Raw genomic sequence first — 11,649 nt, 5'->3', positions numbered from 1 at the left:
TTCGGCGGTGCGCGGCGGCCGACAACAGAAGGGGACACCCGTGGAGTTCGACAGCGGCGCCGGTACGGGCGGCACACCGGGAGCGGAACAGCCGGCCGCGCCCGCCGGGCGGCGGGGCCGGATCGTGATGCTGGTGTGCAACGGGGTGGAGGGCGACTCCCGGGTGCAGAAGACCGCCCGGTCGGCCGCCGCGGCCGGATGGGAGGTGGTGCTGCTGGGCCGCTCCCCCGACGGGCGGCCCGCGTCCTGGCGGCTGGGCGGAGCGCAGGTGCGGCTGCTGCCCGTGCCCACTCCGCTCGACCGGCCGCCGCGCACGGCCCGCCGCCCCCTGCTGACCCGGCCGCTCGCCTACCGGCCGGGCACCGCGCCCTACCGCGCGCAGCGCGTCAAGGCGTGGCGCGACGAACTGCGCACCCGCCGCGCGGCGCTGGCCGCCGACCGGCGGTCGGTGCCGTACGCCGCGGTGCGGCTGGCCGGTCCGCGGGCCGCCGCCCGGCTCGCCCAGCGCTGGGTGGCGTTCCGCACCCGCCAGCTCGACCGGGGGACGGCGCTGCGCGGCGCCGGCACCCCGCTGGACCGGGCGGCCGTGGCCGGGTGGCGGCGTGTCCGCAAGGAGCGCTGCTGGCGACGGCTGTGGCCCGGTCTCTACGACTTCGAACTCGCCTACGGGCGGGTGGTGGACGAGCTGCGGCCCGACCTGATCCACGCGCACGACTTCCGGATGCTGGGGGTGGGCGCCCGCGCCAAGGTCCGGGCGGCGGCCGCCGGGCGTCCGGTGAAGCTGGTGTGGGACGCGCACGAGTACCTGCCCGGTGTCCGGCCCTGGCAGCACGACGTGCGGTGGCTGCCGGCCCATCTGGCGCACGAGCGCGAGTACGCGCCCTGCGCGGACGCCGCCGTCACCGTCTCCGGCACCCTGGCCGCGCTGCTGCGCGAGGCACACGGGCTCGCCGAGGAGCCGGCCGTCGTCCTCAACGCGCCGGAGGCGCACACCACCACCGGCCCGACCACCACCGGCCCGACCACCACCGGCCCGACCACCACCGGTCATCCCGCGCCCGCGAGCACCCGGCCCCGGGCGGCCGACAGCGGGGCCGGCGGGGTCGGCGAGGCCGACGGGGGCGCCGTGCCGAGCCTGCGCGCGCTGTGCGGCATCGGCGCCGGCACCCCGCTGGTCGTCTACAGCGGCGCGGCGGCCCCGCAGCGCGGGCTGGGCACGATGGTGGAGGCGCTGGCCGACCTGCCCGAGGCGCACACCGCGCTGGTCGTGCCCCGGCCCTCGGCCCCGTACCTGCGCGAACTGCGCGCGCGGGCCGCGGAGCTGGGGGCCGCCGAACGGCTGCACGTCCTGCCGTACGTGCCCTACCGCCAGGTCGTCCCCTTCCTCGCGGAGGCGGACGCGGGCGCGATCCCGCTGCACCACTGGACGAACCACGAGATCGCGCTGATCACCAAGTTCTTCGAGTACGCGCACGCCCGGCTGCCGCTGGTGGTCAGCGACGTGCGGACGATGGCCGCCACCACCCGGGAGACCGGCCAGGGCGAGGTCTTCCGCGCGGAGGACACCGCCGACTACGTACGCGCCGTGCGGGCGGTGCTCGGCGCTCCGGAGCGCTACCGGGCGGCCTACGAGCGCCCGGGCCTGCTGGAGCAGTGGACCTGGGAGGCCCAGGCCCGCACGCTCGACCGGATCTACGCGCGGCTGCTGCACCAGGCGGCGCCGGAGCGACCCGACCATCAGGAGCAGCCGGAAGGAGACGGGAATGCGGATCTGCGTGGTGGCGCTCGGGAAGATCGGGCTGCCACTGGCCGTCCAGTTCGCGGCCAAGGGGCATCAGGTGACGGGCGCGGACACCGACGCGCGCGTGGTCGCGAGCGTCAACGACGCGGCGGTGCCGTTCCCCGGTGAGGAGGGGCTGGCGGAACGGCTGGCCGAGGCGGTGCAGGCGGGCCGGCTGTCGGCGACGACCGACACCGCCGCGGCCGTCTCCGACGCGGAGGCCGTCGTGCTCGTCGTCCCGCTGTTCGTCGACGAGCGGGGTACGCCCGACTTCCGGGCGATGGACGCCGCGACCCGCGCCGTCGCCGCCGGGCTGCGCCCCGGCACACTGGTCAGCTACGAGACCACGCTGCCGGTGGGCACCACCCGGGACCGGTTCGCGCCGCTGCTGGCGCAGGACTCGGGGCTGCTGCCCGAGCGGGACTTCTCGCTGGTCTTCTCCCCCGAGCGGGTCTTCACCGGAAGGGTCTTCGCCGACCTGCGCCGCTACCCCAAGCTGGTCGGCGGGATCGGCCCGCACTCCGCCAAGGACGGGGTGCGGTTCTACGAGTCGGTGCTCGACTTCGACGTCCGCGAGGAACTGCCCCGGCCCAACGGGGTGTGGGACCTGGGCTCGGCCGAGGCCGCCGAGCTGGCCAAGCTCGCCGAGACCACCTACCGGGATGTCAACATCGCGCTGGCCAACCAGTTCGCGCGGTTCGCCGACCGCTCCGGTGTCGACATCGATGCCGTCATCGACGCCTGCAACACCCAGCCCTACAGCCACATCCACCGCCCCGGCATCGCGGTGGGGGGCCACTGCATCCCGGTCTACCCGCGGATGTACCTGTGGAACGACCCGGAGGCGGCCGTCGTCCGCGCCGCACGCGAGGCGAACGAGGCCATGCCCGCGCACGCCGTCGACCTGCTGGCCGACGCCTACGGCGAACTGCGCGGCGCCGAGGTGCTGGTGCTCGGCGCGGCCTACCGGGGCGGAGTGAAGGAGACCGCGTTCTCCGGCGTCTTCCCCACGGTGGCCGCGCTCCGCGAGCGGGGCGCCCGCCCGTACGTGTCCGACCCGCTCTACGCGCCGCACGAACTGGCCGACATGGGACTGCGCCCGCACACCGGCCAGCCGGTGACCGCGGCCGTGATCCAGACCGACCACGCGGCCTACCGGGAGCTGTCCGCCGACCGGCTGCCCGGTGTGCGGGTCCTGGTCGACGGCCGCCGCGTCACCGACCCGGCACTGTGGGCGGGGGTGCGGCGGGTCGTCCTCGGGGACGGCGGCGGCCGGGAGGCGGTGGCGGTATGAGCGCCGGCACCCGGGCGGCGTCCGGGGCCGCCGGACCGGACGGCACGGCCTGCCCCGACGTCAGTGTCGTCGTCGCCGCCTTCGACACCATGCCCTACCTCACCCGTTGCCTCACCTCACTCGTCGCGCAGACGATCGGGCCGCGGCGGATGGAGGTGATCGTCGTCGACGACGGCTCCACCGACGGCAGCACCGAGGAGATCGAGCGCTTCGCCGCGCAGCACCCGGACCTGTTCAGCACCGTGCGCCGGCCCAACTCCGGCGGCCCGGCAACGCCCTGCAACCAGGGCCTGGAGCAGGCGCGCGGGCGCTACGTCTTCTTCCTCGGCGCCGACGACCACCTCGCCCCCGAGGCGCTGGAGCGGATGGTGGCCATGGCCGACGACTGCCGGTCGGACGTGCTGCTGTGCAAGATGGTCCCGGTCGGCGAACGCACCGTACCCACCGGCGTGTTCGGCCGCTCCGCGCCGATGATCCGGCTGGTCGGGGACGGACTGCCGTGGGCGCTGTCCAACACCAAACTCTTCCGCCGCTCGTTGATCGAGGAGCACGGCATCCGCTACGACGCGTCGATGCCCGCCTTCAGCGACCAGCCGTTCGTGCTGGAGGCATGCGTGCGCGCGGCCCGGATCTCCGTGCTGGCCGACCAGCCGCACTACTTCGCCGTCCGCCGCGCCGACTCCAGCAACATCACCTACCGCTCCGGGCCCGAGGTCCGGCTGCACTGCGCCGAGCGGCTCTTCGAGGCCGCCTGCCGCCTCCTGCCGCCCGGCCCGCTGCGGGACGCCTTCCACAAGCGGCACTTCCACGTCGAGGTCTTCCAGCTCTTCGGCGCGGACTTCCCCGCCCTCGACCACGAGGTACGGCAGGCAGTGTGCACCGGGGCGGCCCGACTGATCGGCGCATACGGCGACGGGGTGCTGGAGCGGCTCGACCCGCGCCGCCGCCGCACCCTGGAACTGGCGTGGCGAGGCGACGTGGCCGCGCTGTGCGCCGAGATCGCCGCAGACCCGGAGCGGACGCCACGCCCGGTCACGCCCGCGGGTCGCGCCTCGCTGGTGCGCTGGCTGCGCGGCCCGGGCGGGGCCGGCCGGCCCCCGCGGGACGGGGGCCGGCAGCCGGTCAGTTGAGCGCCTCGGGTGCGGGCGGCTCGGTACCGCCCGCACCCCCGGTCACGGCGCCCAGCTTCCGGGCCCGGGGCCGCGCCCCGGCTGCCCCGGTGCCGGCCGCGTCCCGCCCCTCCTCCGTCGCGTCCGGCCCTGCCGCTTCCCGTTCCGCCGCTTCCGGCCTGTCCGCCGCCGGTCCTGCCGCCTCCGCCGCGAGGGCCGCCTCGGCCTGCTCCGGGGTGGGCGCCGGACGCCGTTCCGCGAGCGGCACCACCGGCGGCAGCGCCGCCGCGTCCTCGCCCAGCAGCACCCTGCGCACTGCGCGTTCGGCGGCGTGTCCGTCGTCCCAGGGGCAGAACCGCTCCCGGAAGGCAGCGCGCAGCGCCCGGGCCTCCGGGCCGCGCCAGGTGCCGCTGCGGAAGACCGCCGTCAGCTCGTCCTCGGTGCGGGTGACCGGCCCGGGGGTTTCGCCCGCGCGTCCGGAGAGCAGGTCGAAGTAGGTGCCCCGGGCGTCGCGGTAGCTCTCCCAGTCGGGCGCGTGGACGACCAGCGGCCGGTCGAGGTTGGCGTAGTCGAACATCAGCGACGAGTAGTCCGTGATCAGCGCGTCCGCCGCCAGGCACAGGTCCTCGACCGAGGGGTGCCGGGAGACGTCCCGCACCAGCCCGCGCGCGTGCAGGTCGCGCAGCACCGCGTCCCGCCCGTAGTAGTAGTGGGTGCGCACCAGCAGCACGTACTCCTCGCCCAGTCCCGCGCTCAGCCGCTCCAGATCGAGACGGGGGACGAAGCCCCTGCGGTAGTCGCGTGCCGTCGGTGCGTACAGCAGGGCGATCCGGCCGCGCGGGATGCCGAGCCGGGCACGGATCGCGGCGACCTCCTCCGCGGTGGCGGTCGTGAACCGGTCGTTGCGCGGATAGCCGGCCGACAGGTCCTGGTAGCCGCAGGGGAAGACCCGGTCCCACACCTCGGCCGAGTGCGGATTGGCGGTGAGGCTCACGTCCCACCGCTCCACCCGGCGCAGCAGCTTGCCGAAGTCCATCTGCGCGGCCGCCGGGTACGGCTGCTGGTCCAGGCCCATCGTCTTGAGCGGGGTGCCGTGGTGGGTCATCAGATGCACCTGGCCGGGCCGCTTCACCAGGTGGTCGGGGAAATTGACGTTGTTGACGAAGTACCGGGCACGGGCCAGCATCCGCCAGTAGCGCCGGGAGCCGGGCACCACGTGGTCGGTGCCGGGCGGCAGCGCGGGTACCGCGTCCGGGCGTACCACCCACACGCTGTGCAGCCGCGGCGCCAGCCGCCGGGCCGCGGCCTCGATCGCCTGCGGGTTGCAGGCCACGCCGCGGTTCCAGTACGCGGAGTAGACGGCCACATCCGGATAGCCGGGCAGCCGCCGCTGCACGGCGTAGTAGAGGCGGTGCCCCGCGCGGGCGAGCTGCGGGCGGGCCGCGCGCGCCGCCGACCGGGCGCGCCCGGCGCTGCGGCGCACCGCCTCCCGCGCCGCGAACAGCGGGTAGGCGTCGAGGGCCAGCAGCCGGCAGTCCCGTGCCCTTCGCGGCGGCGGCGTGAAGCCGTCGGGCACCTGCTCGCGGTAGAGCCGCGCCGCCTCCCGGAAGAAGGCGCGCCGGTCGGCCGGGCGCACCCGCTCCTTGCGCCGGAGGCAGAAGACCAGATGCGCGACGGCCCGCTCGAACAGCAGCGGCCGGTGCCGGGCCAGTTCGGGACGGCGCTCCAGGAAGGCGAAGAGGGAGGCGTACTGCGGGAAGATGTCGAAGTGCGCCCGGCCGGGGGAGCGGGTGATGGCGCCCTGGTGCCGCTGCCGGTAGTCGACGCAGACGCGCGGCAGGCAGCCGATGGACCCGGCGCACACCAGCGCTTCGTTCGAGAGCGGCGCGTCCTCGTACAGCCCGGGTTCGAAGCGCAGCCCCTCGCGCAGGTAGAAGGCGCGCCGGTAGGCCTTGTTCCAGGCGACGTGGAAGAGGGTGAGCAGCTCGGGGTGTTCGGCGGCCGTGAAGGTCTGGGTGCCGACGCCGGCGAGCTGGTCGCCGAAGCAGCTCGCCTCGGCCCGCCCGTCCCAGTAGGAGCGCTGGTGGTCGAAGACCAGCACGTCCGGGCTACCGCAGGCGTCCAGTTGCCGGTCGATCGCGGCCAGGGCGCCCGGCAGGAAGCTGTCGTCGCTGTCGAGGAAGAGCAGGTAGTCGCCGCGTGCGTGGTCCACACCGGTGTTCCGGGCCCGGCCCAGTCCGCCGTTCTCGGCCAGGTGCAGCACCCGCACCCGGGGGTCGCGGGCCGCGTACTCGTCCAGGATCGCGCCGCTGTGGTCGGGGGAGCGGTCGTCGACGGCTATCACCTCCAGGTCGGTGAAGGACTGGCCGAGCACCGAGTCGAGGCACTCGCGCAGGTAGCCCTGGACCTTGAACACCGGTACGACGACGCTGAAGCGGGGCATGACCACCAGTCCTTCGCTGCGGGGGGAGCAAGAGGCGTGCGGGGTGCGGCGCCCGGTCCGGACCCGCCGCCGGAGCCCGGCGCGGGCGCGGGACGCCGCTCGGCGAGCGGTACGAGGGGCGGCACCGCCGCGGGGACGGCGGCGCCCGGAGGCGCGGCGGCGGAGCCGGTGCCGCGGCCCGGGCCGGTTCCGGTGCCGGTTCCGGTGCCGAGGAAGACGTGCCGGACCACGCGTTCGGCCGCGTGCCCGTCGTCCCAGGGGCAGAACCGCTGCCGGAAGGCGGCGCGCAGGGCGCGTGCGTGCTCGGTGGCGTGGGCGCCGGTGGCGAGGATGTCGATCAGCTCGTCCTCGCTGCGGGCCACCGGGCCCGGCGCGGCCGCCGTCACGTCGAAGTAGGTGCCGCGGGTGTCCCGGTAGGTCTCCCAGTCGGGGGCGTGCACCACCAGCGGCCGGTCGAGGTTGGCGTAGTCGAACATCAGCGACGAGTAGTCGGTGACCAGCACGTCCGAGGCCAGGAACAGCTCCTCGACCGAGGGATGCGCCGATACGTCGAGCAGCCCGCCGGGCGGCTCGCAGGGCAGCCCCTGGCCGGTGTGGAAGTAATGGGCGCGCGCCAGGACGACGAAGGACGGGCCCAGCGTGGCCACCAGCCGCGCCAGGTCGAGCCACGGCTGCCGACCGGGCTGGTGGTCGCGGTGGGTGGGCGCGTACAGCACGGCCGTCACCCGGTCGGGTATGCCCAGCGCGGTGCGGAGGCGGGCGACGTCGGCGGCGGTCGCGGTCTGCAGGACGTCGTTGCGCGGGTGCCCGAACTCCAGCGTCGTGTACGGCGAGGGGTAGGCACGCTCCCACACCAGCGTGGAGTGCGGGTTGCCGGAGAGGCTGAAGTCCCAGCGGTCGGTGTGCTCCAGCAGCCTGCCGAAATCCATCCCGTCGGCGGCGGCCGGGTAGGCCATCAGGTCGAGCCCCATGTGCTTGAGCGGGGTGCCGTGGTGGGTCTGGAGGAGGAGCTGGCCGGGCCGTTTGCGGTAGCTGTGCGGCAGGTTGACGTTGCTGACCAGGAAGCGGGCCCGGGCGAGCGCCGTCCAGTACGCCGCCGAGCCCGGCCGCAGCCGCCGCACGCCGGGCGGAAGGGTGTGCGCGTGGTCGGGGGAGCATATCCACGCGGTGCGGATGTCCGGCACCAGCTCGCGTGCCTTGGCCTCGATGGCCGCCGGGTGGCAGGAGTAGCCGCGGTCCCAGTAGGCGGAGAAGACGGCCAGGCGCGGATCGAGGGGCCGGCGCCGCTGGAGCAGGTAGTGCCCCCGCAGCAGCGCCTTGCGCAGTACGCGGCGGGCGCCGCGCAGCCGGGCGCCCAGCAGGCGGCGGGCCCGGCCCGTGTGCGCGAGCAGCCGGAAGGCGTGGTGTGCCCCGTGCCGTACCAGCAGGCGGCGCAGCCGTCTGCCCGGCGGCGCGGCGGGGCGCTCCGCGGCGGGTGCCGGGCGATGGCGGCGGCAGTGCGCCCGCGCGCGGTGCAGGAACTCGGCGCGCGCCGAGCCGGGCAGTCTGCCGGGGGTGCTGTGGATGGTGGCGAAGTGGTCGGTCATCCGCTGGTGGAGGAGGTGGTGCCAGCGGTCCAGCCCGGGGCGTGTCGCCACGAACGCGAACAGCCGGTCGTACTGGTCGAAGACATCGAAGTGGCGGCGCCCGGTGGTCGTCAGGATGCTGCCGCCACGGCGCTGGCGGTAGTGCACGCACACCCGGTCCAGCGTGCCGAGGGCGCGTGCGGTCAGCAGCGCCGGGAACGTCCAGGGGGTGTCCTCGTAGGTCCCGGGCGGGAAGGCGAGCCGCTCGCGGAGCAGGAAGGCGCGACGGTACGCCTTGTTCCAGGCGACGGCGGTGAGCCGGAGCAGCTCGGGCCGCTCGTCGAGGGTGCACACGCCGGGCCCGGCGCGGGGGGCGAGCAGCTCGGGGTGGGCCGGGGGGCCGAGCGAGCCGTCCCAGTAGGCGGGAGCGAAGTCGAACAGCAGGATGTCCGGGTCGCTGGTCTCCGACAGGCGTTCGGCCAGGGCGCGCAGGGCGCCCGGGGCCATGGTGTCGTCGCTGTCGAGGTAGAGGACGTAGTCGCCGCGGGCGCGGGCGGTGCCGGTGTTGCGTGCCGGGCCGAGGCCGATGTTCTCCGCCAGATGGATGACGGTCACCCGCGGGTCGGCTGCGGCGTAGGCGTCCAGGATCTCGCCGCTGGAGTCCGGTGAGCAGTCGTCGACGGCGATGAGTTCGAGGTCCCCGAAGCACTGCCCGAGCACGGAGTCCAGGCACTCGTGCAGATAGGCCTGCACCTGGTGGGCGGGGACGATCACGCTGAAACGGGGCATGGCGGTTCCGCGGGGTCGACGGGGAGCAGGGGCGGCTGTCTCGCTCGACAGGGGTGAATCATCTGATTTATCCCATACGCCGGACGAGGGCACATCCCGGCGCCGTCCCGCCCCAGCGAGTCCCCCGCGCAGTCCGATCCGGAGCGCCGTCCTCGGCCCGGTCCGGAGCAAGCTTCCCGACGCCCCGGAACCCCGCCTGCGGTCGTCCCGGAAGGCCGCTCCCCGGGGCCGTCCCGGGTGCCCGGTCCTCAGCCCGGCAGCCGCCGGAAGACGCTGCGCGGCAGGTGCCGCAGCACGCTCATCACCGGGCCCAGCGCGGCCGGCACCCACACCGTCCGCGCCCGGCGCCGCACCCCCTGCTCGATCGCCTCCGCCACCGCGCCCGGCGTGGTGGCCAGCGGTGCGGGCGTGCGTCCCGCCGTCATCCGGGTGTGCACGAATCCGGGCCGCACGACCAGCACATGCGCCCCCGAGCCGTGCAGCGCGTCCCCCAGGCCCTGTGCGAACGCGTCCAGTCCCGCCTTGCTGGACCCGTAGAGGAAGTTGACCCGGCGTGCCCGCTCTCCGGCGACCGAGGAGAGCACCACCAGCGACCCGTGCCCCTGGGCGCGCAGCGCGTTCGCACACACCAGCCCGGAGGAGACGGCGCCGGTGTAGTTCGTCCGGGTGAGGCGCACGGCCGCCATCGGGTCCTGCTCGTCGCGGTACTGCTCGCCCAGCACCCCGAAGGCGAGCAGGACCAGGTCGATGTCGCCCTCGGCGAAGACCTTCTCCAGCACCTCCTCGTGTGTCTCCGGGGCCAGCGCGTCGAACGGGACCGTGCGCACGGCGACCTCCGCGCCGTGCGCCGCCGCCTCCTCCCGGAGGCCGGCCGCCGCCGCGTCCAGCCCCGGCCCCGGCCGCCCCGCGAGCCATACCGTGCGGGCGCGGCGGGCCATGAAGCGGCGCACGGCCGCCAGCGCGATCTCGGACGTGCCGCCCAGGACGAGCAGCGACTGGGGGGAACCGAAGGCGTCCTTCATGAGTGCTCCTGACTGTTCTTCCGGGATGCCGGTCCGGGATGGGCGGGACCGGGGGCGCGCGGGGCGGGGAGGTGTCCGGCCGGGCGCGGTGTCACAGGGCCAGCCGCCGGGCCAGATCCGAGGTGAAGACGCCGCGCGGGTCCAGCCGGGCGCGCAGCTCCCGGAAGTCGGCCAGCCGCGGATACATCCCCGCCAGCAGCTCGGGCCGCATGCGCGCGTCCTTGGCCAGATACAGCCGTCCCCCGGCCAGCGCGACCTCCTCGTCCAGCAGGTCGAGGAAGTCCGCCAGCCCCGGCAGCCCGGTCGGGATGTCCAGCGCCAGCGTCCAGCCCTCCGCGGGGAAGGAGAGCCACCCCGGGTCCCCGGCGCCGAACCGCTTGAGGACGGCGAGGAAAGAGGGGCAGGAGCGGCGCGAGATCAGCCGCACGATGCGGCGCAGCGCGTCGTCGTGCTCGTGCGCCACCACGCACTGCCACTGCACGAACCCCGCGCTGCCGTAGACCCGGTTCCAGTGCGGCAGCCCGTCCAGCGGGTGGAAGAAGGAGGCGAGCCGCTGGAGTTCGCCCCTCCGGCGGCGGGGCGCCTTGTGGTACCAGAACTTGTTGAAAGCCGAGACCGTGCTGCCCCGCAGCAGCCCGCCGGGCACGGTGCGCGGCGCGGGCGGCAACCGCCCGGGGCGGAAGGCCAGCGGGTCCCTGCGCGCCGCGCGCGCCGTGCGCCCCCGTTGTTGCAGCGCGGCCAGCGGCGCGTGGTCGCCGCGGGTCAGCACAGCGCGTCCGGCCGCCGTGCCGCGCGCCAGCAGGTCGATCCAGGCCACCGAGTAACGGTGCCGGTGGTCGCTCGCGGTCAGCGTGGCCAGCAGTGAGTCCAGGTCGGGGAGCCGCTCGGTGTCCACCGCCATCAGCGACGTCTCCACCGGCAGCAGGCGCACCGTCGCGCTCAGCACCAGCCCGGTCAGGCCCATCCCGCCCGCCGTGGCGTCGAACAGCTCGGTGCCCGGCACGACCGTCCGCACCTGCCCGTCCGCCGTCAGCAGCTCCAGGGAGCACACATGGCGGCTGAAGGAGCCCGAGAGGTGATGGTTCTTGCCGTGGATGTCCGCGCCGATCGCGCCGCCGACCGTCACATAGCGGGTCCCCGGGGTCACCGGTACGAACCAGCCCAGCGGCAGCAGCACCGTCATCAGCCGGTGCAGACTGACCCCCGCCTCGCAGGTCACCGTCCCCTCGGCCGCGTCGACCGCCAGCACCCGGTCCAGCCCGGTGGTGTCCAGGACGGTGCCGCCCGCGTTCTGCGCCGCGTCCCCGTAGGCCCGGCCCAGGCCGCGCGGGATGCTGCCGCGCGCCCCGCACTCCAGGACCGCCGCCACCGCCTCCTGGCGGGTGCGCGGCCGCAGCACCCGGGCGCCGGTGGGGGCGGTGCCGCCCCAGCCGGTCAGCAGCCGGGCGCTGCGGTCGGGCGGTGCGGACACATCGCGCTGGAGGTGCTGAGCGGGCATGGACGAGACGGTAAGCGCCAGGAAATGCCCGGCAGGGGAGGCCGTGCCGGTGGCGTCGCCGGTGTCGCCCAAAGGTCGCTGAAAGGGTGAAACGGCGTGTGTCGGCTCGCGGCTCGGCCTGCGGCGGCGCCGGGCGCGGCAGAGTCGGA

General features: G+C 75.3%; 7 protein-coding genes. 3 read left to right on the top strand and 4 right to left on the bottom strand.

The genetic code is table 11. The features are described 5' to 3' along the window. The first annotated feature begins 40 nt into the window (after positions 1-40). From P2424_RS11480 to P2424_RS11470, 3 genes are read left to right on the top strand one after another with little or no spacing between them, the layout of a single operon-like run. Positions 41-1,909, top strand: a complete 1,869-nt coding sequence (locus P2424_RS11480) for a glycosyltransferase family 4 protein (RefSeq protein WP_276475656.1) — start codon at positions 41-43, stop codon at positions 1,907-1,909. Continuing rightward, entirely contained in the window at positions 1,794-3,074 is a 1,281-nt protein-coding gene (locus P2424_RS11475) for a nucleotide sugar dehydrogenase (RefSeq protein ID WP_276478932.1), read from the top strand. Before P2424_RS11480 ends, P2424_RS11475 begins: the two co-directional genes overlap by 116 nt. Continuing rightward, positions 3,071-4,204, top strand: a complete 1,134-nt coding sequence (locus P2424_RS11470) for a glycosyltransferase family A protein (RefSeq protein WP_276475655.1) — start codon at positions 3,071-3,073, stop codon at positions 4,202-4,204. Before P2424_RS11475 ends, P2424_RS11470 begins: the two co-directional genes overlap by 4 nt. Here P2424_RS11470 and P2424_RS11465 read toward each other — a convergent pair. From P2424_RS11465 to P2424_RS11450, 4 genes are all read right to left on the bottom strand, one after another. Beyond that, positions 4,197-6,626 (bottom strand): bifunctional glycosyltransferase/CDP-glycerol:glycerophosphate glycerophosphotransferase, encoded by a 2,430-nt coding sequence (locus P2424_RS11465; protein ID WP_276475654.1) that lies wholly within the window; start codon positions 6,624-6,626, stop codon positions 4,197-4,199. The two genes, P2424_RS11470 and P2424_RS11465, sit on opposite strands and share 8 nt — an antisense overlap. Further along, entirely contained in the window at positions 6,524-8,980 is a 2,457-nt protein-coding gene (locus tag P2424_RS11460; RefSeq protein WP_276475653.1) for a bifunctional glycosyltransferase family 2 protein/CDP-glycerol:glycerophosphate glycerophosphotransferase, read from the bottom strand. Before P2424_RS11460 ends, P2424_RS11465 begins: the two co-directional genes overlap by 103 nt. 248 nt (positions 8,981-9,228) lie before the next feature. After that, the gene (locus P2424_RS11455) at positions 9,229-10,002 is read right to left on the bottom strand and encodes a decaprenylphospho-beta-D-erythro-pentofuranosid-2-ulose 2-reductase (RefSeq protein ID WP_276475652.1); all 774 of its coding nucleotides are present in this window, start codon (positions 10,000-10,002) and stop codon (positions 9,229-9,231) included. 91 nt (positions 10,003-10,093) lie between these two features. After that, positions 10,094-11,500 carry an FAD-binding oxidoreductase gene (locus P2424_RS11450; RefSeq protein ID WP_276475651.1) on the bottom strand — a complete coding sequence of 469 codons (1,407 nt, stop codon included), beginning with the start codon at positions 11,498-11,500 and terminating at the stop codon, positions 10,094-10,096. Between the last annotated feature and the right edge of the window lie 149 nt (positions 11,501-11,649).

The sequence above is a fragment of the Streptomyces sp. WMMB303 genome, assembly GCF_029351045.1.
GTDB lineage: Bacteria > Actinomycetota > Actinomycetes > Streptomycetales > Streptomycetaceae > Streptomyces.
The sequence above is the reverse complement of the archived record's forward strand: the minus strand, read 5'-3'. Positions and strand labels throughout refer to the sequence as shown.

What these genes read in the sequence shown, in the direction of transcription:
- P2424_RS11455 (WP_276475652.1), bottom strand. Translation starts at nt 10,002, where the DNA reads ATGAAGGACGCCTTCGGTTCCCCCCAGTCGCTGCTCGTCCTGGGCGGC.
- P2424_RS11460 (WP_276475653.1), bottom strand. Translation starts at nt 8,980, where the DNA reads ATGCCCCGTTTCAGCGTGATCGTCCCCGCCCACCAGGTGCAGGCCTAT.
- P2424_RS11450 (WP_276475651.1), bottom strand. Translation starts at nt 11,500, where the DNA reads ATGCCCGCTCAGCACCTCCAGCGCGATGTGTCCGCACCGCCCGACCGC.
- P2424_RS11470 (WP_276475655.1), top strand. Translation starts at nt 3,071, where the DNA reads ATGAGCGCCGGCACCCGGGCGGCGTCCGGGGCCGCCGGACCGGACGGC.
- P2424_RS11465 (WP_276475654.1), bottom strand. Translation starts at nt 6,626, where the DNA reads ATGCCCCGCTTCAGCGTCGTCGTACCGGTGTTCAAGGTCCAGGGCTAC.